19 protein-coding genes are annotated in these 22,436 nt (G+C 60.5%); 11 read left to right on the plus strand and 8 right to left on the minus strand.

Translation table 11 applies throughout. The features are described from left to right. The first annotated feature begins 190 nt into the window (after positions 1-190). From kdpA to G5287_RS13310, 5 genes are all read left to right on the plus strand, one after another. On the plus strand, positions 191-1,885 hold the full coding sequence (kdpA, locus tag G5287_RS13290; protein ID WP_421231416.1) for a potassium-transporting ATPase subunit KdpA: 1,695 nt from the start codon (positions 191-193) through the stop codon (positions 1,883-1,885). A gap of 67 nt (positions 1,886-1,952) precedes the next feature. Further along, positions 1,953-4,010, plus strand: coding sequence for a potassium-transporting ATPase subunit KdpB (gene kdpB, locus G5287_RS13295; RefSeq protein ID WP_421231417.1), 2,058 nt, complete (start codon positions 1,953-1,955; stop codon positions 4,008-4,010). A gap of 62 nt (positions 4,011-4,072) precedes the next feature. Continuing rightward, positions 4,073-4,600: a potassium-transporting ATPase subunit C gene (locus G5287_RS13300; protein WP_201991000.1), complete on the plus strand. Its 528-nt coding sequence runs from the start codon at positions 4,073-4,075 to the stop codon at positions 4,598-4,600. A gap of 126 nt (positions 4,601-4,726) precedes the next feature. After that, positions 4,727-7,315, plus strand: a complete 2,589-nt coding sequence (locus G5287_RS13305; protein WP_021230454.1) for a sensor histidine kinase — start codon at positions 4,727-4,729, stop codon at positions 7,313-7,315. 58 nt (positions 7,316-7,373) lie between these two features. Continuing rightward, positions 7,374-8,057: a response regulator gene (locus G5287_RS13310; RefSeq protein WP_005355774.1), complete on the plus strand. Its 684-nt coding sequence runs from the start codon at positions 7,374-7,376 to the stop codon at positions 8,055-8,057. 4 nt (positions 8,058-8,061) lie between these two features. Here G5287_RS13310 and G5287_RS13315 read toward each other — a convergent pair whose 3' ends face one another. Further along, positions 8,062-9,189 (minus strand): multidrug effflux MFS transporter, encoded by a 1,128-nt coding sequence (locus G5287_RS13315; protein WP_421231418.1) that lies wholly within the window; start codon positions 9,187-9,189, stop codon positions 8,062-8,064. 92 nt (positions 9,190-9,281) lie between these two features. Between G5287_RS13315 and G5287_RS13320 the strand changes: the two genes are divergently transcribed. Beyond that, the gene (locus G5287_RS13320) at positions 9,282-10,106 is read left to right on the plus strand and encodes an AraC family transcriptional regulator (protein ID WP_421231419.1); all 825 of its coding nucleotides are present in this window, start codon (positions 9,282-9,284) and stop codon (positions 10,104-10,106) included. Here G5287_RS13320 and G5287_RS13325 read toward each other — a convergent pair. After that, the gene (locus G5287_RS13325; RefSeq protein ID WP_421231420.1) at positions 10,036-10,269 is read right to left on the minus strand and encodes a hypothetical protein; all 234 of its coding nucleotides are present in this window, start codon (positions 10,267-10,269) and stop codon (positions 10,036-10,038) included. The two genes, G5287_RS13320 and G5287_RS13325, sit on opposite strands and share 71 nt — an antisense overlap. 292 nt (positions 10,270-10,561) lie before the next feature. Here G5287_RS13325 and G5287_RS13330 point away from each other — a divergent pair, with 292 nt between their 5' ends. After that, complete coding sequence (locus tag G5287_RS13330) at positions 10,562-11,812, plus strand: valine--pyruvate transaminase (RefSeq protein WP_421231421.1); 1,251 nt, start codon at positions 10,562-10,564, stop codon at positions 11,810-11,812. A 72-nt stretch (positions 11,813-11,884) separates the two neighbouring features. Here G5287_RS13330 and G5287_RS13335 read toward each other — a convergent pair whose 3' ends face one another. Together G5287_RS13335 and G5287_RS13340 are read right to left on the minus strand one after the other, a co-directional pair. Then, positions 11,885-12,325: an Hsp20 family protein gene (locus tag G5287_RS13335; protein ID WP_201931604.1), complete on the minus strand. Its 441-nt coding sequence runs from the start codon at positions 12,323-12,325 to the stop codon at positions 11,885-11,887. Between the two features lie 92 nt (positions 12,326-12,417). Continuing rightward, positions 12,418-12,831 carry an Hsp20 family protein gene (locus G5287_RS13340; RefSeq protein ID WP_005339298.1) on the minus strand — a complete coding sequence of 138 codons (414 nt, stop codon included), beginning with the start codon at positions 12,829-12,831 and terminating at the stop codon, positions 12,418-12,420. A 281-nt stretch (positions 12,832-13,112) separates the two neighbouring features. Here G5287_RS13340 and G5287_RS13345 point away from each other — a divergent pair, with 281 nt between their 5' ends. From G5287_RS13345 to G5287_RS13360, 4 genes are all read left to right on the plus strand, one after another. Beyond that, positions 13,113-13,883: an MBL fold metallo-hydrolase gene (locus tag G5287_RS13345; protein ID WP_421231422.1), complete on the plus strand. Its 771-nt coding sequence runs from the start codon at positions 13,113-13,115 to the stop codon at positions 13,881-13,883. A gap of 91 nt (positions 13,884-13,974) precedes the next feature. Beyond that, positions 13,975-14,934 carry a helix-turn-helix domain-containing protein gene (locus G5287_RS13350; RefSeq protein ID WP_421231423.1) on the plus strand — a complete coding sequence of 320 codons (960 nt, stop codon included), beginning with the start codon at positions 13,975-13,977 and terminating at the stop codon, positions 14,932-14,934. 65 nt (positions 14,935-14,999) lie between these two features. Continuing rightward, positions 15,000-15,704 carry a helix-turn-helix transcriptional regulator gene (locus G5287_RS13355; protein ID WP_421231424.1) on the plus strand — a complete coding sequence of 235 codons (705 nt, stop codon included), beginning with the start codon at positions 15,000-15,002 and terminating at the stop codon, positions 15,702-15,704. 66 nt (positions 15,705-15,770) lie between these two features. Further along, positions 15,771-16,148: a VOC family protein gene (locus tag G5287_RS13360; RefSeq protein ID WP_421231425.1), complete on the plus strand. Its 378-nt coding sequence runs from the start codon at positions 15,771-15,773 to the stop codon at positions 16,146-16,148. A 110-nt stretch (positions 16,149-16,258) separates the two neighbouring features. Here the strand turns inward: G5287_RS13360 and gyrB are convergent, their stop codons facing one another. Genes gyrB through dnaA form a run of 4 tightly spaced genes read right to left on the minus strand, consistent with a single transcriptional unit; the run spans position 16,259 to position 22,268 of the window. Beyond that, positions 16,259-18,670, minus strand: coding sequence for a DNA topoisomerase (ATP-hydrolyzing) subunit B (gene gyrB, locus G5287_RS13365; RefSeq protein ID WP_076494165.1), 2,412 nt, complete (start codon positions 18,668-18,670; stop codon positions 16,259-16,261). Then, on the minus strand, positions 18,667-19,770 hold the full coding sequence (gene recF, locus G5287_RS13370; RefSeq protein ID WP_033115255.1) for a DNA replication/repair protein RecF: 1,104 nt from the start codon (positions 19,768-19,770) through the stop codon (positions 18,667-18,669). Before recF ends, gyrB begins: the two co-directional genes overlap by 4 nt. Positions 19,771-19,772: 2 nt before the next feature. After that, complete coding sequence (gene dnaN / locus G5287_RS13375) at positions 19,773-20,876, minus strand: DNA polymerase III subunit beta (protein WP_421231426.1); 1,104 nt, start codon at positions 20,874-20,876, stop codon at positions 19,773-19,775. 15 nt (positions 20,877-20,891) lie between these two features. Then, positions 20,892-22,268 (minus strand): chromosomal replication initiator protein DnaA, encoded by a 1,377-nt coding sequence (dnaA, locus tag G5287_RS13380; RefSeq protein WP_421231427.1) that lies wholly within the window; start codon positions 22,266-22,268, stop codon positions 20,892-20,894. Positions 22,269-22,436 lie beyond the last annotated feature (168 nt).

The raw sequence follows: 22,436 nt of genomic DNA on the forward strand, positions 1-22,436 counted from the left end.
ATTGGTTATATCTGCTGCTCGTCCTCGCCTTGATGGCCTATCTGATGCGCGCACTCACGCGCAGTCACGAGTGAGGGACTACCTATATGCAGCAAGAAATTATCTACCCGGTGGCCAGCAAACTGCCGAGCCTCGTGAGCAATCCAATGCGTGCCCTGACGCACCGTGACCACGAGTGAGGAACTAGAACATGTGGCAAGAAATAATCTATCCGGTGGCCTTCGTGCTGCTGGTTCTGCTGCCGGCACCGCTGCTGGGTAACTACATCTACCGGGTATTTGAAGGCAAAATCCACTGGCTGGCGCCGGTCGAGCGCGCCACACTGGCTTGCTGTGGCACCGATGGACGGGAGCAGGACTGGAAGTCCTACGCCCTCAGCTTGCTGGCCTTCAACGGCGCCGGTTTCGGTCTGCTGTTCCTGATCCTGATGGCGCAGGGGTTGCTGCCCCTCAACCCGCAGCAACTGCCGGGTCTGAGTTGGCAACTGGCATTCAACACCGCGGTCAGCTTTATGACCAACACCAACTGGCAAGCCTATTCCGGTGAGGCCAGCCTCTCCTACTTCAGCCAGATGGTGGGCCTGACCACCCAGAACTTCGTCTCCGCAGGGACGGGCGCCGCCGTCGCCATTGCCCTGTTCCGCGGTATCGCTCGTCAGCAGACCATCAACCTTGGCAACTTCTGGCAGGATCTGGTGCGTTTCTGCCTCTATGTGCTGCTGCCCATCGCGTTGATCATGGCGCTGGTGCTGGTATGGCAAGGGGTGCCGCAAAGCCTCTCCGCCTATCTGCCGTTCCACGGTGTGGAGGGTCAGGAGCAGCTGCTGCCCCTCGGCCCGGCGGCCTCGCAGATCGCCATCAAGCAACTGGGCTCCAACGGCGGCGGCTTCTTCGGCATCAACTCGGCACATCCGTTCGAGAACCCGACAGCCCTCTCCAACTGGCTGGAGATGGTCGCCCTGCTCACCATCGCCGCTGCAATGGTCTTTACTCTGGGCCGCTATGTGAAAGACATGGCCCACAGCCGCGCCATTCTCGGCGCCATGACCCTCATGCTGGTGCTGGGGCTCTTCGTCTCACTCTCTCAGGAGTTGAAACCGGATCCCACCCTCGCCCAGCTCACCACTGACGCCAGCAACATGGCTGGCAACTGGGAAGGCAAGGAGAGCCGCTTCGGCCCTGTGCTCTCCAGCATCTGGGAAGTGGCGACTACTGCCGCCTCCAACGGTGCCGTCAACGCCATGCACGACAGCTTTACTCCGCTCGGCGGCATGGTGGGCATGATCAACATGCTGCTGGGTGAGGTCATCTTCGGCGGGGTCGGCTCCGGTATCTACGGCATGATGCTGTTCGTACTGCTGACCGTGTTCCTGTGCGGCCTGATGGTGGGACGTACCCCGACCTATCTGGGCAAACGCCTCGGCATCACCGAGATGAAGTGGGTCGTCGCCAGCATGTTGGTCATGCCGGTGGGGGTTTTGGTGATCGGTGGTGTCACCCTGCTGATGCCGGATGCCAGCACCATCATCGGCCATGATGGCCCGCACGGTCTGTCACGCCTCATCTACGCCTACGCCTCGGCTGCCGGCAACAACGGCTCCGCCTTCGCCGGTTTTGCCGCCGGTGACAACTGGCAGTGCATCGCCATCGGTCTGGCCATGCTGCTCGGTCGCTTCGGCTACATCATTCCGGTACTGGCCATCGCCGGTCAGCTGGCCCGTGCGCCCCGTCAGGAGACGAGCGAAGGGGACTTCCCCATCAGCGGCCCGCTGTTCGTTACCCTGCTGATCATCACCGTCCTGCTGATAGGTGGCCTCTCCTTCCTGCCGGTGCTGGCACTGGGCCCGGTGGCCGAACATCTGAGCCTGATCGGAGGTGCACTCTGATGAACCTGACCCTGTCGATCACCATCAGGATGCCAATAGCCAACTATCTGATGCTGGGAGCTTTCCAATGAGCAAGTCCACTGCAATGAGCACCGACACCATGTTGGTGAAGGGCAAAAAACAGAAATCACAGATCATCCAGGCAATGGTTGAGGCCCTCTATCGCTTCAATCCCAAGGCACTGTTTGGCAGCCCCATCCTGTTCACCCTCTGGCTGGCCGCAGTCATGGCGACCGTGGAGTCCCTGCTGGGGCAGCCTTTCTCCGGCGTCGCCCCCTCGCTGGCCTGGCAGCTGACCGCCTGGCTCTGGCTGACCCTCTGGTTTGCCAACTTCGCGGAAACCCTGGCCGAGGGGCGCGGCAAGGCGCGAGCCGACAGCCTGAAAGCGGGCATGAGCCAGCTCAAGGCCCGCCGGGTGGCTAATGCCAAAGATGGTCAGGGCGAGTGGGTACCCGCTACCAGCCTGATGAAGGGGGACCTGGTGCTGGTACGCAGCGGCGAGATGATCCCGGCCGACGGCGAAGTGGTCGCCGGCATCGCCTCAGTCAACGAGGCGGCCATCACCGGTGAATCCGCCCCCGTCATTCGCGAGTCGGGGACCGACCGCAGTGGCGTGACCGGCAACACGACGGTCGTCTCCGACGAGATCTGGGTGCGCGTCAGCAACAATCCGGGCGAGAGCACACTGGATCGGATGATTGCACTGGTGGAAGGGGCCAAACGCCAGAAGACCCCCAACGAGATGGCGCTGGACGCCCTGCTGGTGGGTCTGACCCTGATCTTCCTGTTGGTGGTCGCCACCCTGCCCTGGTTCCTCGACTACAACGGCACCCAGGTACCGCGTCTCTACCTGATTGCCCTCTTTATCACCCTGATCCCGACCACCATCGGTGGCCTGCTCTCCGCCATCGGCATTGCCGGTATGGATCGATTGGTGAAGCTGAACGTCATCGCCAAGTCTGGCCGTGCCGTCGAAGCGGCCGGTGACGTGCGCACCCTGCTGTTGGACAAGACCGGCACCATCACCTTCGGCAACCGGATGGCCGACGAGTTGATCCCGGCACCGGGTGTCGACCCTGCCCTGCTGGCACAAGCGGCCATGCTGGCCTCGCTGGGTGACAACACCCCGGAGGGCAAATCCATCCTGACTCTGGCCAGCAAGAGCATGGCCAAGCCGAGCCAGCTGGAGAGCGACAAGGTGATCCCCTTCAGCGCCGAAACCCGGCTGAGCGGACTGGATCGCAACGGTCATCAATATCGCAAGGGTGCGGTGGATGCCGTGTTGAACTACCTCAGCCTCGACCGCAAGGCGGTGCCGGAGCTGGTGCTCAAGTCGGTCGACAGTATCGCCCGTCAGGGTGGGACTCCGCTGCTGGTCTGCACTCAGGAGAAACTGCTGGGGGTGGTCTACCTCAAGGACATCATCAAGCCCGGTATCAAGGCTCGCTTCCAGATCCTGCGCCACATGGGGATCCGCACCGTGATGATCACCGGCGACAACCCGAAAACCGCCGCCGCCATCGCCGCCGAAGCCGGGGTGGATGACTTCATCGCCGAAGCAACGCCGGAGAAGAAGCTCGCCTATATCCGACAGGAGCAGGCCGATGGCCGTCTGGTCGCCATGTGCGGTGACGGCGCCAACGATGCGCCCGCGCTGGCGCAGGCTGACGTGGGTCTGGCCATGAACGAGGGTACCCAGGCCGCCAAGGAGGCGGGCAACCTGGTGGATCTCGACTCCAACCCCACCAAGCTGCTGGACGTGGTGCTGGTCGGCAAACAGCTGCTGGTGACCCGTGGCGCCCTGACCACCTTCTCCATCGCCAACGACGTGGCCAAGTACTTTGCCATCCTGCCAGCCCTGTTCATCGCCGCCTACCCGCAACTGGGGGTACTGAACCTGATGCAGCTGGGCAGCCCGCAGAGCGCCATCCTGTCGGCCATCATCTTCAACGCCCTGATCATTGTGGCGCTGGTGCCGCTGGCCCTGCGTGGTGTCGACCTGAAAGGCTCGGCCGCCAGTCTGCTGCGCCGCAACCTGTTGATCTACGGGGTCGGTGGTCTGCTGGTGCCGTTTATCGGCATCAAGCTGATCGATCTGGTCATTACCGGCCTGGGTCTGGTGTAACGACATAACCGGGATGCGGGGCAGACCCGCATCCCCAGCCATCCATTTGGAGCAAGAGAATCATGATAGCAATCAGAACCCTGTTGACCCTGACCCTGCTGCTGGGAGTGGGTTATCCGCTGGCGGTCACCGGACTGGCCCAACTACTGTTCCCCTGGCAGGCCAACGGCAGCCAGCTGACCGACAGCAAACAGCAACTGATCGGTAGCGCCCTGCTGGGGCAGAAATTCGAGCGAGCTGACTACTTCCATCCCCGCCCCTCAGCCAGCGATTTCAACACCATAGGCGGCAGCGCCAGCAATCTGGGGATGAGTTCGCCACTGCGGGCAGAGTTTGCCGAACAGGCCGCCAAGGCACAGCCGGGAACCAGCTCCCCCGCCATGCTGACCCGCTCCGCCTCCGGCCTCGATCCCCACCTGCCGCTGGATGCGGTGCTGGCTCAGGTCGACCGCGTCGCCAAAGAACGTGGACTGGATCCCGCCCAACTGACGGAGCAGGTCAAGTCGGCCACACAAGCTGGTATCCTTGGCCCGCAGGTGGTCAACATTCTCCAGCTGAATCTACAACTGGATCATCAAAAGGGCGCCTGATGGTGCCCATTCCGATTTGGTGATGACCTCGATTTTCGCAACGGGCAGTTGGCTCGATAGGGATAACAATGGCTGATGTAGCAAGCGCTGATGCCCTGCTGACGAGTCTGATGCAGGAGCATGGTGATGCGTGATGAGGTAAGGGCCGACGCCCTGCTGGCGAGCCTGGAACAGGAGCACAAGGGCAAGCTGAAGGTGTTTCTCGGGGCAGCTCCCGGCGTGGGCAAGACCTACGCCATGCTGCAGGCAGTGCGGGAACAGGCCAAAGAGGGGGTCGACATTCTGATCGGCGTGGTGGAGACCCATGGCCGTCAGGAGACCCTGGCTCTGCTCGACAAGCTCGCCATCATGCCGCGCAAGATCCACATGCACCGCCAGCAGCGACTGGAGGAGATGGATCTCGACGGCCTGCTCGCCCGCAAACCGGCCATCGCCGTGGTGGACGAGCTGGCCCACAGCAACGCCCCCGGCAGCCGCCACGAGAAGCGCTGGCAGGATGTGGAGGAGCTACTCAACGCCGGGATCGACGTCTACACCACCCTCAACGTGCAGCATCTGGAGAGCCTCAACGATCTGGTGTGGCAGCTGACCGGGGTCAGGGTGAAAGAGACTCTGCCAGATCAGGTGCTGCTGGAAGCCGACAGTCTGGTGCTGATCGACCTGCCCCCCAAGGAGCTGCTCGGCCGCCTCAAGGAGGGCAAGGTCTATGTGCCCCATCAGGCCAAGGCGGCGCTGCAATCCTTCTTCTCCCTCAACAACCTCACCGCATTGCGGGAGCTGGCGATGCAGACTGCTGCCAGCCATGTGGAGGGCGATCTGCAACTGCAGTGGCAGGCAGCAGGCAAGAGCACCTTGCCGCTGCGGGGCAAGCTGATGGTTTGCCTCGGTGACCTGCACGGCTCGGCGCTGGTGCGCTACGGCCACCGCTTTGCCCAGCGCCGTCAGCTCCCGTGGCTGGTGGTGCATGTCGACAGCAATGGCCGCCGCTCGGCCGATGTGGAGCAGGCGCTGGCGCTCGCCTCCCACCTCGGCGCCAAGGTGCTGACGCTATCCAGCCCGGCGGTCGCCAACACCCTGCTGGAGACCGCCGAACAGCAGCAGGTCTCCCAGCTTCTGCTCGGCAAACCTCACAAGGCGCCGTGGCGTCGCTCGCTGGTGCAACACCTGCTCAAGCAGGCGCAGGGGCTCGAAATCACGCTGGTCGATACCGAGAAGCAGAAGCCCGAAGTGGGGATGCGCGTCCCGACCCCGAAGGATATTCACCACAGCCTGCTGGCAGTGGTGATCATGGGGATCACCTCGGCCGCCGCCTGGGGGCTCTCCTACTGGCTGCCCCCCGCAGCGTTGCCGCTCATCTTTGTACTGGGGGTGCTGGCGACTGCCCTCACCACCAGCCTGGTACCCGCCACACTGGCGGCTGTGCTGGGATTTATCGCCCACAATCTGCTCTTCACCGCACCCTACTTCTCCCTGAGCGTCGCCAACCACAGCGACCTGCTCACCCTGTTTGTGCTGCTTATCGTCGGCATGACCGCGGGGCGGCTCGCCTCCCGTCAGCGCCAGCAGTTGATCGGTCTGCGAGAGACCCAGCAGCTGGGCAATGCCCTGCTCTCCCTCAGTCAGGGGCTGGCGACCGCCAGCAGCCCGGAGGAGGTGCTTAGACAAGGTGCCCAGGCCATTTCACTGGCGCTCGGCCAACCGACCGTGGTGATCGACAAGGAGTTCAACGACAGGCTCGGCAACGAGAAGCACAGGCCCGGGCAGACCGACAAGGCGGCCATCGACTGGTGTCTGGCCCAGAAGCAGAGCGCCGGAGCCCACACCGCCACCCTCAATGCTGCCGAGGCCCAGTATCACCATCTCAGCGACGATCTGGTGATCGGCATAACGCTGGCCAATCCTCTCTCCTCCTCTGCCGAACACCAGCTGCAGGCGCTGCTCACCGACATTCGCGCCGCGCTGGCGCGGATCGACCTCAACGAGCGGCTGGCCGATAGCCAGCTACAGGCGGAGACCGACCGGATGCGTGCCGCTCTGCTCTCCTCGGTCTCCCACGATTTGAAAACACCGCTGGCCACCATCATGGGGGCTGGCAGCACCCTGCTGGAATATGGTGACCGGATCCCCGCCGAAGACCGCGACGAACTGCTCCACTCGGTGCAGGAGGAGGCGCGCCGCCTCCACAGCTATGTGCAGAATCTGCTGGATATGACCCGCATCGGCTCCCCCGACTTCCAGCTGAAACGGGACTGGGTCGATCTGGCGGATCTGGTGGAAAGCGCCCGCAAGCGGCTCGACTCCTCCTGGCGCCAGCACAAGCTGCTGGTCCATTTCGATCAGCATGTGCCCCAGCTCTATGTGCACGGCGCCCTGATCGAGCAGGTGCTGGTCAATATTCTCGACAACGCCTCCCGCTACTCGCCGGCTGGCACCCCCATCGAGTTCAAGGTGATGGTGGCCGAACCCGACCTCATCATTGACATCATCGATATCGGGGTCGGTATCGCCGAGTCGGATCGGGAGAAGATCTTCAATCTCTTCTACACCCAGCCGGTGGGCGATTGCGGCAGCCGTGGCACCGGGCTTGGCCTCGCCATTTCCCGCGCTATGATAGAGGCCCACGGCGGCAAGATTTGGGCCTTCTCCGGCCCCAATGGCAACGGCACCTGCATGCGCATCTCTCTGCCGCTAGCCCTCAATTCACCGGAGGTTTGATGGCTGAAAGCCTGCTCGGGTCACTCAGCCCCTCCCACCATTCGCCTCTGGAGGTTCGATGGCGCACATTCTGGTCATAGATGATGAAGCGGCGATCCGTCGCTTTCTGCGGATCAGCCTGATTGCCGAGGGGCATCAGGTGAGTGAGGCGGTGGGGGTCAATGAAGGGCTGGAGCAGTATCGCCACCTCAACCCCGATCTGGTGATCCTCGATCTCGGCCTGCCTGACGGCGATGGCATTCAGGTGTTGCAGGCCATTCGCGAACACCACCCCAACCCGGTGCTGGTGTTGTCGGCCCGTGATTCGGAGCAGGAGAAGGTGCGCTTGCTGGATGCCGGCGCCAACGACTACATGAGCAAGCCGTTCGGCATCGGCGAGATGATGGCCCGCATTCGCGTGCTCTTGCGCCAGCGTGCTGGCGTCAGCAGTGGCGAGCGGCGCCACTTCCCCCAATGCGGCCTGACGCTGGATATCAGCAGCCACAAGGTGACCATGAAGGAAGAAGAAATCCCCCTCTCCCGCAAGGAGTTCGCCCTGCTGCAGGCGCTGGTGTGCCACCCCGGCAAGCTGGTGATGCAGACCCAGTTGCTCAACGACATCTGGGGGCCGAGCCACAAGGAGGACACCCACTACCTGCGCATCGTTATCGCCAGCCTGCGTAAAAAGCTGGGGGATAACCCCCAGCAACCAACGCTTATCGAGACCGAATCCGGTATTGGCTACCGCTTTATCGGCAACTGACGTTTCACGTGGAACGACGCCCGCAGCAAATCAGCGCCAACAGACCGCAGCCACTCAGCAACAGGCCGAGATCCTGCAATCCGGCCGCCACCGCCAACCCCAGACTGAGCAGTAGGTAGTAGCCAAGTCCGAACAGGGCGCCAGCACTGCCCGCTACTTCGCGATAGGCCAGCAGCGCCTGACTCAGCACATTGGGAATAGCCAGCCCGAAAGCGACGACGACACCCATCATGGGCAACAGGAACCAGAGGCTGGCCTGACTCGCCCATACCAGCAGCCCGGTAACCAGCGCCAGCACGCTAGCCAGTTGGGTCAGAGATGACGGCAGCCACCCCCTCCCCAGCAGATGCTTGTTGAGCAGGCTGCCGAGCAGAGTCGCCAGCGCCAGCAAGATCCCCGAATAGCCAAACTCGCCGGTGCTCAATCCCAATCCGGCAAACAGGAAGGGGGCCAGACTGTAGTAGCCAAACAGCATGGTGTTGAACAGGGCGACCAGCATGGCACTGCGCCAGAGTCCGCCATCCTTCATCATCCGACACGCCAGCGGCCAGAGCGCGACTCGCTGGCTGGTGGCCGGGCGGGTTTCCGGCAACTGCCAGCAGGTAACCAGCAGCAAACCTACCGCCAGGACCAGCAGACCGCTGAACACTCCGAGATAGCCGAACCCGCTCGCCAGCTGGCCACCACTGAGCAGCCCCAGCACTGGGCTCAGTGAGAGCGCAATGCCCATCACCGAGAAGACCCGCGCCAGATCGCTACCCTGATAGCTGTCGCGCAGCATGGTCTGGGTCACCACGGAGCCCACGGCGGCGCCAAAAGCCGAGATAACCCGGGCCAGCAGCAGGGTTTCAAACTGGTTGGCCAGCAGCGCCAGCAGGGTGCCCGCACCGTAAGTCAGCAGACCGGCCAGCATGGCGGGGCGCCGTCCGATCAGATCGCAGAGCCGACCCCAGCAGACCACGCCCACCGCAAACGCCAGAAAATAGACCGACAGGGTCTGGGATGCCTGCCCTTCGCTCACCTGAAACTGGCTGGCGATGTGGGTCAGGACCGGGCTGTAGATGGTCTCCACAATTTGGGGAAACATCATCAACCCCACCACCAGCCAGAGCGGTGGCAACTTGTTGTTCATGACAAACCTCCTTCACAAGAGGTCGCCATTCTAGAGAGATGCCGATTGTCTGATTACAATAAGCAGGACTATAAACATCAAAAATCGGACATATGGCCTTTATTCTTCCCGATCACCCTTTTGACCCCGACCAGCTGACGGGCAGCGTGATCGGCATCGCCTCCGCCCTCGGTTGGCACGACTCGGGCCTGCATCAACATCAGCGCCATCAGCTGTTGTTCGCCCAATCCGGCTGCATGACCATGGAGCTGGAAGGTCGGGTCTGCCTGCTGCCGCCCACCCGCGCCGCCTGGCTGCCAGCGGGCACTGCCCACCGGGTACTGATGCGCGGTGTGGTAGCCTACCGCTCACTCTACTTCCAGCCGCACCCCGAGTTGCCCGGCACGGTGGAGGTGCTGGCTGTCAATCCGCTGCTGCACGAACTGATCGAGCGGATGGCGCTCTGGCCGTGGGACAAACCGCAAGAGCAGCAACAACGGACGGTGGCACTGTTTATGGAGGAGTTGGGGCAGGCGCCGCGGGAGTCGTGGCAGTTGCCGCTGCCAACCGATCCCAGACTGGGCGGCTGGCTACAGCAGTTGAAACGGGGGGATGCCCTGCCGGAGCGGCTCAATCAGTTAGCCGGACAGATTGGTGCCAGCGACAAGACCATTGGCCGTATCTTTATGCGGGAGACCGGCATGAGCTATCAGGCGTGGCGTCAGCAGTGGCGGCTGTTGCGCGCCATGGAGCTGCTGGCAGAAAGCGAGTCCATCAGCCGGGTTGCCGCTGCGCTGGAGTTCTCCAGCGACAGCGCCTTCATCAGCTTCTTCAAACAACATACGGGACAGACCCCCCTGCGCTATCTCAGCTCTCGGGGTGAGTCGCCACAGCCTGACTCGCCTCCACCACCAGGGTATCCAGCGCCAGCGGCTTGAGATTGTACAGCGCATCCTGCACCACGGCATGAGATGCCTGTTGCAACTCGCTCTGCACATCCTGCTCCAGCTGGGCACTCTCCAGCTCGGGCCGCGGGTTTTCGTTGGCCATCACGTTCAGGCTCAGGACACTCACAATCAGGGTAGCGATCAGGCTTTTCATCTGGTTTGCTCCGGTATGGTTGAGATGACCAGATAGCTATTCCAATAGTTGTGCCAATCCTCACACAATTCATAACATGATGATTTTGTTTAAATTAACTATATCTCGATACCAAATTGAGTCGCAAAATGCATCCCGCTCGGTCATTTTTAAACCAACAGTTGGTGCTTTTAACCACGCTTGATTTTTGCACCATGTTCCACGTGGAACGTCCCATCTTTTTGATCGACACCTGCTTTTAAACTGAGCTATGGTGCTACATCTTCGTAACTGACTCTGGATCTGTCACCGAATGGAATTTTCCTTGTTCGGCGAGAAGTTCACTCGCCACGCCGGTATTACCCAACTCATGGATGACCTCAATCAGGGGCTGACCAATCCGGACGCCATCATGCTGGGTGGCGGCAATCCGGCCCCGATCCCCGCCATGCTGGAACGCTTTCAAGCCGAGGCCAAGAGCCTACTCGACAACGGCGAGCTGGTCAAAGCGATGGCCAACTACGACGGCCCACAGGGCAAAGACAGGTTCACCAAAGCGCTGGCCGCCCTGCTCAGCAAGGAGCTGGGCTGGGATATCTCGGCCCGCAATATCGCCCTGACCAACGGCAGTCAGAATGCCTTCTTCTACCTGTTCAATCTGCTGGCTGGCGAATTTGCCGATGGCCTCAAGAAGAAGGTGCTGTTCCCGCTCGCCCCCGAATACATCGGCTATGCCGACTCGGCGCTGGCCGACGACTACTTTGTGGCCTACAAACCCACCATCGAGAAGCTGCCCGATGGCCAGTTCAAATACCACGTGGATTTCGAGAGCCTGCAGGTAGGTAACGACATCGGGGTGATCTGCGTCTCCCGCCCAACCAACCCCACCGGCAATGTGCTGACCGATGAAGAGATCGAACACCTCGATCAGATCGCCCGCGACAAGGGGATTCCGCTGCTGATCGACAACGCCTACGGCGTTCCCTTCCCGGGCATCATCTTCAGCGAAGCCAAGCCGTTCTGGAACGCCAACACCATCCTCTGCATGAGCCTCTCCAAACTCGGCTTGCCGGGCACCCGCTGCGGCATCGTCATCGCCGACGAGAAGATCATTCAGGCCATCACCAACCTGAGCGGCATCATCAATCTGGCGCCGGGCAGTCTGGGGCCCGCCATCACCATCCCGATGATCGAGAGCGGCGATATCATCGCCCTCAGCGAACAGGTGGTGAAGCCCTTCTATCAGCAGAAGGCGGAGCTGGCGGTGCAGCTGCTGCGCGAAGCGATCCCCGACCCGCGCTTCCACATTCATAAACCGGAAGGGGCCCTCTTCCTCTGGCTCTGGTTTGAAGGCTTGCCGATCCACTGTCAGGAGCTTTATGAGCGACTGAAGGCGAAGAATCTGCTGATCGTGCCGGGTCACTACTTCTTCCCCGGCATTGATGACCCCGAGTGGCGCCACAGCCAGGAGTGCATCCGCCTCAACTACTCCCAGAGCGAGGAGCTGGTGCGTCGCGGCATAGCCATTCTGGCCGACGAGATCAACGCCCTCTACGCTGGGTAATCCAATCCAGCGATACAAAAACAGAAAGGCCTGCAGATGCAGGCCTTTGTCGTTTATCGCGATCCGGTTTACTTAGCCGGGCAGCGCCAGCTGCTCGGGTTTACCGATGGGGATGGCGCGGGGCTTGAGCGCCTCCGGCAGTTCGCGCGCCAGATCGATGGTCAGCAGACCATGCTCCAGCTTGGCGCCCTGCACTTCCACGTGCTGGCTCAGCTTGAAGGCAAGCTCGAAGTCGCGCTCGGCAATCCCCTGATGGAGGAACTGACGCTCACCGGCCGCAGTCCCTTTGCGCCCCTTCACCTTGAGGGTGCCGTTTTCGGTCTCCAGCTCCAGCTCTTCGCGCTCGAAGCCAGCCACGGCGACCGTGATGCGATAGCCATCCTGATCGCGCTTTTCAATGTTGTACGGAGGGTAAGCTGCGGTCTTCTGCTCGAACAGACCTTCCAGCTCACGGGCCATCCGCTCGAAGCCAACGGCGTTGGAATAGAGATGAGAAAAATCGAGGTTACGCATAATCCTATCCTTCTAATAAGCAACAGGTTCAACTCTCCACAGGCCCGTCATCGGCACCCGGGAAATTTTAAAATTTCAGTGAATTCAGGCTATCAGCCGTTGATCTCGATCTTGCGCGGCTTCATCGCCTCGGGCACTTCACGCACCAGCTCGATGTGCAGCAAGCCGTTTTTCAGGTCGGCCCCTTTCACCCGCACATAATCGGCCAGCTGGAAGCGGCGCTCGAAACCACGTTCGGCGATCCCCTGATAGAGATAGTTGCGCCCGGTGTCGGCCTGCTTGTTGCCCTTCACTGTCAGCAGATTTTCCTGGAAGCTCAGCTCCAGCTCTTCCTGGGTAAAGCCCGCCACCGCCATGCTGATGCGGTAGTCATTGTCACCCAACTGCTCGATGTTGTAGGGGGGATAACCGGCATTGCCATTGCTGGCCGCAGATTCGATGAGATTGGCCAGACGATCGAAACCAATGGCAGAACGATAGAGCGGAGAAAAGTCGATAGAACGCATAGTATTACCCTCTTGTGAGCGATAACGGATTGTTTGCCCTCCTTATGGACGGGCGCCTGGTCGAAACCTCTGTCGAGCGTTCCAGCCTTGTTACCTATATAGGGGCTCACTTTTTCCTTTCAAGGGGATTTTTTCAAATTTTTTAAATGGCCGCGCCGATCTGTAGAACATCAACCTGTTGGCCCGATAGTGATGATAATCGACCCATGGGCCACTGATGGAAACTCGCTCCGTCTCCCATAATTGGTTGCATATCCCACCAGCCAACATGGAGCCATCCCATGAAGATTACCCAGGTTCGCAACGCCACCCTGCTGCTCAACTATGCCGGCACCCGCTTTCTGATCGACCCCATGCTCTCTGCCAAGGGGGCCTTCCCCGGCTTTGAGGGCACCGCCAACAGCCATCTGCGCAATCCGCTGGTCGAGCTGCCGCTACCGATCGATGAGCTGGTCGATGTGGATGCCGTTATCGTCACCCACGACCATCCCGACCACTGGGATGACGCCGCCAGAACACTAATCCCCAAACATCTGCCGCTCTTGGTACAACATCAGAAAGATGCCGATGCCATTCGTGCCAGTGGCTTTGAGGATGTGCGCCTGCTGAGCGACCAGCCCGAGTTTGCCGGCATTCGCCTGCAGCAGACCGGTGGCCAGCACGGCAGCGACCAGTTGATGGCGGTACTGGGCGAGCGCATGGGAGAAGTGTGCGGCGTGGTCTTCTCCCACCCCGATGAACAGTGCCTCTATCTGGTCGGTGATACCATCTGGCATCCCCGGGTCGAGCAAGCCCTGCAACAGCATCAACCCGAGGTCATCATCCTCAACTGTGGCGATGCACAGGTGCCCGGACTCGGTTCCATCATCATGGGCAAGGAGGATGTCGCCGCCGTTTATCAGGCCGCACCGCAAGCCACGCTGATCGCCAGCCATATGGAGGCGGTCAATCACGCCGTGCTGTCACGCCAGGAGCTGCGCGACTATCTGGCGGACCGGGGCATGACGGATCGGGTACGGGTGCCAGAAGATGGCGAGGCGATATCACTGTGACCCGCAGGAGGGCCATGCCAGAGATGGCCCTTCGGCTTTCACTGCCGAACGCTTATGATGAGGGGTCTGCGCGCAGAGAGGAGCCAACACCATGACCACCCCGATCGTTGCCGTGGTGACCTTCGATCACTTCAGCCCTTTTCACTGCGCCGTCCCCTGCCTCATCTTCGGCGATATTCTGCCGGGCCAACCGCTGTTCGAGCTCAAGATCTGCTGCGGCGATGGCAACCCTCATTCACACTCGGCGCAAGGCTTCACCATTCAGGCTCCCCATGGGCTGGAGGTGCTGGCCGAGGCGGAGATCATCGTTATTCCCTTCTGGCACGACCCGGCAGCACGGCCACCCGCAGCGCTGCTCGATGCCCTGATTGCCGCCAGAGCCAGAGGTGCCCGACTGGTCGGGCTCTGTCTCGGCACCTATGTGCTCGCCTACGCCGGGCTGCTCAATGGTCGCAAGGCATCGACCCACTGGGAGTACGAGCAGGATTTCTGCCACCGCTTTCCCTGCGTGCAGCTCGATACCAACGCCCTCTATGTGGATGACGAAGGGCTGGTCACCTCGGCAGGCACTGCCGCCGGGCTGGACTGCTGCCTCTATCTGGTGCGCCAGTACCACGGCTCGGCCATCGCCAACAAGGTGGCGCGGCGGTTGGTGATCCCGCCCCACCGGGAAGGGGGGCAGGCCCAGTTTATCGAGCAGCCGGTGCCCGCCTCCACCCGCGATGTCAGGATGAACCAGTTGCTCGATCACCTGCGTGCCCATCTGGCCGAGCCTCACACCCTGGACTCTCTGGCAGCCCATACCCTGATGAGTCGGCGCACCTTTACCCGCCGTTTTCATCAGGCAACCGGCCTTTCGGTGGGTGAATGGCTGCTGGCGGAGCGGCTCAGGCGCAGCCAGGAGCTGCTGGAGGTAAGCAGCCATTCCATCGATCGCATTGCCGAGCAGGTCGGCTTCAAGAGTGCTACCTCTCTGCGCAATCACTTTCGTGCCCGCTTTGCCATCTCCCCCAGCGAGTGGCGACGATCTTTTCGTGGCAACAATGTCTGATGACATCCTCTATACCCGCACACTCCGCTATGGCAGGCTAACCAGAGATCCCGAGGAGTCATTCCATGTCCCGTTCCGAACGCCTGCTGACCCTGCTCCAGCTGCTTCGCGGCCATCGCTACGCCATCACAGGCGCGGAGCTGGCCAGCCAGCTTGGCATCAGCCTGCGCACCCTCTACCGGGATATCGCCACCCTGCAGGCACAAGGTGCCCATATCGAGGGCGAACCCGGGATCGGCTATGTGTTGCGTCCCGGCTTCATGCTGCCACCATTGATGTTCAGTGAAGAAGAGCTGGATGCGCTGGTGCTGGGGTCGCGTTGGGTCGTCGCCCACGGTGATGAAACCTTGAGTGCATCGGCCAGCAGTGCGCTGGCCAAGATAGAAGCCGTGCTGCCCGCCGACTATCGCCAGCAGCTCCAGAGCAATGCCCTGCTGATCGGCACCTCCCGCAGCGACAGCCTCACCGATGAAGCCCCCCTGCGCAGTGCCATCCGCCAGCAACGCAAGGTGACCCTGATCTATCGGGATCTCAAGGATGAGGCCTCTGAGCGCACCGTCTGGCCCTTTGCCCTCGGCTACTTCGAACAGGTGCGAGTACTGATAGCCTGGTGCGAACTGCGTCAGGGCTTTCGCCACTTTCGGGTAGATCGCATCACCCGGATGCAGCCGCAAGATTGCCGCTATCCAAAAAGCAGAGAGAGCCTGCTGAAGGAGTGGCGCACCACCCAGCAGATCCCGCAGCCGAAATTCATTGCTGACAGAAACTGACAGCAGGTAGCACCATGCTGACGGGGTCGGCGCCAATGCGCCATCTCATCAGCAAGGAGCATCACCATGTTAGTCCCCCAGTTCACCATCCTCTACGTTCCCAACCCTGCCCGCAGCGCGCTCTTCTATCGCGAGTTGTTCGGGCGTGAACCGGTGGAGGAGTCACCTACCTTTGCCATGTTCGTGTTCGAATCGGGCGCCAGACTGGCACTCTGGTCCAGCGCCACTGTTGAACCTGCCGTGACCCAAACGGCCGGAGCGATGGAGCTGGCCTTCGCCCTCCCCGATGATGATGCCGTCGATCGCCTGTCTGCCGAATGGCTGGCACGCGGGCTCACCCTGATCCAGGCGCCGACCAATATGGAGTTTGGCTACACCTGCATGGCCCTCGATCCGGATGGCCATCGTCTGCGACTCTACTGCCTAGCACCAGAACTGGGCTGAGTTAGAACCATCAACACCAAGCGGTTTCATGTTTCACGTGGAACGTCAGCCCAAAAACAAAAAGCCGCTCACAGGGAGCGGCTATTTTTATATCGAGCTGACAGTGTCGATTAGACGTCGAGGTTGGCTACGCGCAGGGCGTTGGTCTCAATAAAGTCACGACGGGGCTCAACGGCATCACCCATCAGGGTGGAGAAGAGCTGGTCGGCACCGACGGCGTCGTCGATGGTGACGCGCAGCATGCGACGGGCTTCCGGATCCATGGTGGTTTCCCACAGCTGGTCCGGGTTCATCTCACCTAGCCCTTTATAGCGCTGGATGTAGATGCCGCGCTTGCCTTCGCCCATCAGCCACTCGACGGCTTCTACGAAGTTGGCAACCGGCTTGACCTTCTCGCCACGCTTGATGAAACCACCTTCCTCGATCAGGTTGGCGATCTCCTTGCCCAGCGAGACCAGTTGACGGTACTCACCGGACTGCAGGAAGTCGTAGCTGAGCGGATATTCGCGGTCGACCCCGTGCTGGCGTACCACGGCGTGCGGCACATACAGGCTGCGCTCTTCATCACGACGAACCTGGATCTGGTACTGGATACCGTGGTTGCTCTCGTTGAGCACGGCTTCCATACCCTGACACCAGGCCAGCAGATCGCTCTCGCTGTTCAGCAGCGCTTCGTTCAACTCCGGCTGATAGATCAGCTGGGTCAGCACCGCTTCCGGCGCACGACGAGACATGCGGGTGATCAGGTGAGTCACCGAGCGGTGCTGGTTGACCAGACGCTCCAGCGCCTCGCCACCGATGGCCGGAGCAGACTCGTTGACGTGCAGGGTAGCACCATCCAGCGCCATGGCGGTCTGGTACTGCAGCAGCGCGTCTTCGTCTTTCAGGTACTGCTCCTGCTTGCCCTTCTTCACTTTATAGAGCGGCGGCTGGGCGATGTAGACGTAGCCACGTTCGATGATTTCCGGCATCTGACGATAGAAGAAAGTCAGCAGCAGGGTTCGGATGTGCGCACCATCGACGTCCGCATCGGTCATGATGATGATGTTGTGATAACGCAGCTTGTCCGGGTTGTACTCGTCGCGACCGATACCGCAACCCAGTGCGGTGATCAGGGTACCCACCTCTTGCGAGGAGATCATCTTGTCGAAACGGGCCTTCTCTACGTTCAGGATCTTGCCCTTGAGCGGCAGTATGGCCTGGTTCTTACGGTTGCGACCCTGCTTGGCGGAACCGCCAGCAGAGTCCCCTTCCACTATGTAGAGTTCGGAGAGAGCAGGGTCTTTTTCCTGACAGTCAGCCAGCTTGCCGGGCAGACCGGCGATATCCAGCGCGCCTTTGCGGCGGGTCAGTTCGCGGGCTTTGCGGGCCGCTTCGCGGGCACGGGCCGCATCGATGATCTTGTTGACCACGATCTTGGCATCGCCCGGGTTTTCCAGCAGGAAGTCAGCCAGCTTCTCACCCATCGCCTGTTCAACGGCGGTCTTCACTTCGGAAGAGACCAGCTTGTCCTTGGTCTGGGAGGAGAACTTGGGATCCGGCACCTTGACGGAGATAACGGCAATCAGACCTTCACGCACGTCGTCGCCACTGGCGGCAGACTTGGCCTTCTTGCTGTAGTCCTCTTTGTCCATATAGGAGTTCAGAGTACGGGTCAGTGCGGTACGGAAGCCAACAAGGTGAGTACCACCATCCCGCTGCGGGATGTTGTTGGTGAAGCAGTAGACCCCTTCCTGATAGGCGTCGTTCCACTGCATCGCCACTTCAACGCCGATACCATCCTGCTCGGTGGTGAAATGGAACACCTTCGGGTGGATCGGGGTCTTGTTCTGGTTCAGGTACTCAACGAACGCTTTGATGCCGCCTTCGTAACAGAAGTGCGCCTCACGGCCGTCACGCTCATCCATCAGACGGATGGAAACACCGGAGTTGAGGAAGGAGAGCTCGCGCAGGCGCTTGGCCAGGATCTCGTAGTGGAACAGGGTGTCGCTGAAGATGGTCGGGCTCGGCCAGAAGCGAACTTCAGTACCGGTGCCGGTGCTGTCGCCAATCTGCTTGAGCGGCGCTTGCGGCTCACCCAGATGATAGGTCTGTTCGTAGACGTGGCCGTTACGACGAATGGTCAGCAGCAGCTTGTCAGAGAGTGCGTTAACAACAGAGACACCGACGCCGTGCAGACCACCGGAAACCTTGTAGGAGTTGTCATCGAACTTACCGCCAGCATGCAGCACGGTCATGATGACTTCGGCAGCGGAGCGGCCCTCTTCCGGGTGAATATCGACCGGAATACCACGGCCGTTATCGCGCACGGAGACGGAGCCATCGGAATGGATCTTGACCTGAATATCGGAGCAGTAGCCAGCGAGCGCCTCGTCAATGGAGTTATCGACGACTTCGAACACCATGTGGTGCAGACCCGAGCCATCATCCGTATCGCCGATATACATCCCCGGGCGCTTGCGGACCGCATCCAGGCCCTTCAGCACCTTGATATTCGAGGAGTCGTAAGTATTTTCACTCATAGCTTACTCTCTGCCTTCTCTAACGTTTCGGAGATCTTGCCTTGTTCCACGTGGAACAACTTGCAGTCATTCGCATCCATCATGTCTGCGAGCTGACCGGTATCGATGGCGGTGATAAACACCTGGGACGCGCACTGCTTCAGCCTTGCGGCCAGGAGGCGACGCTTCTCGACATCCAGTTCAGAGGCAAAATCGTCAATTAAAAAAATACAGCCACGGCTGCTATGTTGATTCAAATAGAGCCCTTGGGCCAAGCGCATGGCACAAACCAGCAGCTTGAGCTGACCCCGGGACAAAATATCCTGCGCAGGCACCCCGTTCGCCTTGAGGCGAACATCGGCTTTCTGCGGACCGACACCGGTGTAGCCCAGCGCCCGATCCCGCTCAAACCCCGCCTCCAGCAGTTCGTTGAGGGGGGTATCTTTCTCCCAGCCCCGGTAAAAACCAAGACTGATATCGAATTCCGGCAGAAAATCCGCCGTCATCTCCTTGATCAGGGGCGTAATGGCCTGACAATAACTGGCGCGAAAGCCTGCCAGTTCACCACCCAGCCGCACCAGCTCCTGATCCCAGAACGCCAGCTGGCGATATTGGGTGCTCTGGCGCAGCAGCGCATTACGCTGTTTCAGCAGCCGCCGCACCCGCCCCCACAGGGCGAAGAAGGTGGGTTCCTGATGAAACACCCCCCAATCGAGCCAGGCCCGACGAGCCTGCGGCCCCCCGGTCAGCAGATTGAAGCCATCCGGATGGATGAGTTGCACCGGCAGCAGTTCGGCCAGATCGGCCAATCGCTGCGCCTGTGCTCCGGCAATCTTGAGCTGGGTCTCGCCACTCTTGTCCTTGGCAAGACCGATAGGCACCTGACGCCCATCCAGTTCGCACTGGGCAAACAGGGTAAACGCCCTCTCCCCCTGGCGGATAACCCGCCCGGTCAGATGAGTGCGAAAGGAGCGCCCCAGACCAAGGTAGTGAATGGCTTCCAGCACGCTGGTCTTGCCGCTGCCATTGCACCCGACCAGAATATTGAGGCCGGGTGACAACGCGAGACTGGCTTGCTGGATATTGCGAAAGTCGCTGAGCTGGAGTTTGACCAGAGACACGACTAGATCCGCATCGGCATTACCACGTACTGAGCATCCTGATTTTCAAAATCCTCAATAATGGCGCTGCTGACGGAATCGCTCAGGCTAACCCGGATTTGCTCACATTTTAACGTATTCAGCACGTCCAGCACATAAGAGACGTTGAATCCGATCTCCATCTCGCCAGCAGAGTATTGTACGTCAAGCAGCTCTTCCGCTTCTTCCTGTTCCGGGTTGTTGGCGGTGATGCGCAGCAGGTTTTCCTGCAGATTGAGACGCACCCCACGGAATTTTTCGTTGGAGAGGATCGCCGCGCGGGCAAACGCCTGACGCAGATCCTCACGGCCGGCAATCAGGGCCTTGTCGCTGTTGCGGGGAATGACCCGACGCCAGTCCGGAAAACGGCCATCCACCAGCTTGGAGGTGAAGATGAAGCCGTCGAGGGCGGCGCGCAGGTTGCTACGACCGATCTGCAGCCGTACCGGCTTGTCTTCCGCTTCCAGCAGACGCACCAGCTCCAGCACCCCTTTGCGCGGCAGGATAACCTGATGATCGGGCAGCGATTCCCCCACAACCTCGCGGCGGCAGGTCGCCAGACGGTGACCGTCGGTCGCCACGGTACGCAGACCGTGACCTTCGCTCTCGAACAGCATGCCGTTCAGGTAGTAACGCACATCCTGGCTGGCCATGGAGAACTGGGTCGCGTCGATCAGCTTCTTCAGCTCCAGCTGGCTGATATCAAACTCGAGCACGGACTCCCAATCCTCGATGTTCGGATACTCGGTCGCCGGCAGGGTCGACAGATTGAAACGGGAACGGCCGGAACGGATGATCAGGCGATCACCTTCGGTGTTGAGACGGATCTCGGCGCCTTCCGGCAGACCACGGCAGATGTCCAGCAACTTGCGCGCCGGCACAGTGGTGCGGCCATCTTCACTGGCACCATTCAGATAGACCTGACCGATCATCTCTACTTCGAGATCGGTACCGGTCAGCGACAGCAGACCGTTGCTGACATCAAGCAGCACGTTGCCGAGGATCGGCAGGGTCGGCCGGCCACCCAGGGCACCGGACACCAGTTGCAGAGGACGTAACAGGGCCTCACGGCTAATTTCGAGCTGCATCTGTGCTCTCCGTTATCAGGAAGAAAGGGTACGGATCAGGTTGGAGTAGTCCTCCTTGATGTCGTGACTCTCCTCCTTCAGCTGCTCGATCTTGCGGCAGGCATGAAGAACGGTGGTATGGTCACGGCCACCAAAGGCATCACCTATCTCCGGCAAACTGTGGTTGGTCAGCTCCTTGGCCAGTGCCATCGCCAGCTGGCGCGGGCGGGCCACGGAGCGGGAACGGCGCTTGGAGAGCAGATCCGCAAGCTTGATCTTGTAGTACTCCGCCACCGTCTTCTGGATATTGTCGATGGTGACCAGCTTCTCCTGCAACGCCAGCAGATCGCGCAGCGCTTCGCGTACGAAGTCGATGTTGATGGCGCGACCGGTAAAGTTGGCGTTGGCGATCACCCGGTTGAGGGCCCCTTCCAGTTCACGGACGTTGGAACGCAGCCGTTTGGCGATGAAGAAGGCCACTTCGTCCGGCAGGTGGATCTGGTTCTCGCCCGCCTTGCGCATCAGGATGGCGACGCGGGTCTCCAGCTCAGGCGGCTCGATCGCCACGGTCAGGCCCCAGCCGAAACGGGACTTGAGGCGATCCTCGACACCGTTGATCTCTTTCGGATAGCGATCCGAGGTGAGGATGATCTGCTGGTTGCCTTCGAGCAAGGCGTTGAAGGTATGGAAGAACTCCTCCTGGGAGCGCTCCTTGTTGGCGAAGAACTGGATGTCATCGATGAGCAGGGCATCGACGCTGCGGTAGTAACGCTTGAACTCTTCAATGGCGTTGTTTTGCAGCGCTTTCACCATATCCTGCACGAACCGCTCGGAGTGCATATAGATGACTTTCGCATCTTTTTTGCTCTCCTTGATGGCATTGCCAACGGCGTGCAGCAGGTGGGTTTTACCCAAACCGGTACCGCCATAGAGGAACAGCGGGTTGTAAGCGCCACCCGGATTGTCCGCCACCTGACGGGCCGCCGCACGAGCCAACTGGTTGGACTTACCCTCGACGAAATTCTCGAAGGTATAGTTCACGTTGGTGTTGCTCTTGTGGTTCGGCTCGGGCTTGGTTTCGGGCTTGCTTTCCCAGCTCTTCTGCAAGTTATTCACAGGCGCAGCACCCTGCGCCGGCGCTCTGCTTGCAGCGACGGTGACGGGGTGGGGACGATTGCCAATATCAAAACGCAGGGCGGGGCCATCGACCCCGCAAAGTTCGTTAATGATGCCGTTCACCCGGATGAGGTACTTGTCTCGTACCCAGTCCAGAACGAAGCGATTCGGTGCATACAGGGTCAGAGTATTGTCACTCAACTCCGCTTGAAGCGGCCGGATCCACATGCTGAATTCTGCCGAGGGCAACTCATCTTGCAGCCGGTTAAGGCACTGCTGCCATAGCGAAGCAGTCACTCTAAACTCCTGTCGATTGATTAACTAAAGACCGGCTATTCTACGTTTTTAGCCGCCGGATCTCCAGCCGTGACCCCGCGGATCCAGCAAATAAGATCCTTGACTTTCAAGGATCCAGCGCCTCCGGATCATCTTTCATCCCCAAAGTTACCCACAGCTTGATCCACT

The organism is Aeromonas sp. 603079 (genome assembly GCF_049172135.1).
Classification (GTDB): domain Bacteria; phylum Pseudomonadota; class Gammaproteobacteria; order Enterobacterales; family Aeromonadaceae; genus Aeromonas; species Aeromonas veronii.

Coding starts and splice junctions, on each gene's coding strand:
- kdpA (WP_421231416.1), top strand. CDS start 191: ATGTGGCAAGAAATAATCTATCCGGTGGCCTTCGTGCTGCTGGTTCTG.
- kdpB (WP_421231417.1), top strand. CDS start 1,953: ATGAGCAAGTCCACTGCAATGAGCACCGACACCATGTTGGTGAAGGGC.
- G5287_RS13300 (WP_201991000.1), top strand. CDS start 4,073: ATGATAGCAATCAGAACCCTGTTGACCCTGACCCTGCTGCTGGGAGTG.
- G5287_RS13305 (WP_021230454.1), top strand. CDS start 4,727: ATGCGTGATGAGGTAAGGGCCGACGCCCTGCTGGCGAGCCTGGAACAG.
- G5287_RS13310 (WP_005355774.1), top strand. CDS start 7,374: ATGGCGCACATTCTGGTCATAGATGATGAAGCGGCGATCCGTCGCTTT.
- G5287_RS13315 (WP_421231418.1), bottom strand. CDS start 9,189: ATGAACAACAAGTTGCCACCGCTCTGGCTGGTGGTGGGGTTGATGATG.
- G5287_RS13320 (WP_421231419.1), top strand. CDS start 9,282: ATGGCCTTTATTCTTCCCGATCACCCTTTTGACCCCGACCAGCTGACG.
- G5287_RS13325 (WP_421231420.1), bottom strand. CDS start 10,269: ATGAAAAGCCTGATCGCTACCCTGATTGTGAGTGTCCTGAGCCTGAAC.
- G5287_RS13330 (WP_421231421.1), top strand. CDS start 10,562: ATGGAATTTTCCTTGTTCGGCGAGAAGTTCACTCGCCACGCCGGTATT.
- G5287_RS13335 (WP_201931604.1), bottom strand. CDS start 12,325: ATGCGTAACCTCGATTTTTCTCATCTCTATTCCAACGCCGTTGGCTTC.
- G5287_RS13340 (WP_005339298.1), bottom strand. CDS start 12,831: ATGCGTTCTATCGACTTTTCTCCGCTCTATCGTTCTGCCATTGGTTTC.
- G5287_RS13345 (WP_421231422.1), top strand. CDS start 13,113: ATGAAGATTACCCAGGTTCGCAACGCCACCCTGCTGCTCAACTATGCC.
- G5287_RS13350 (WP_421231423.1), top strand. CDS start 13,975: ATGACCACCCCGATCGTTGCCGTGGTGACCTTCGATCACTTCAGCCCT.
- G5287_RS13355 (WP_421231424.1), top strand. CDS start 15,000: ATGTCCCGTTCCGAACGCCTGCTGACCCTGCTCCAGCTGCTTCGCGGC.
- G5287_RS13360 (WP_421231425.1), top strand. CDS start 15,771: ATGTTAGTCCCCCAGTTCACCATCCTCTACGTTCCCAACCCTGCCCGC.
- gyrB (WP_076494165.1), bottom strand. CDS start 18,670: ATGAGTGAAAATACTTACGACTCCTCGAATATCAAGGTGCTGAAGGGC.
- dnaN (WP_421231426.1), bottom strand. CDS start 20,876: ATGCAGCTCGAAATTAGCCGTGAGGCCCTGTTACGTCCTCTGCAACTG.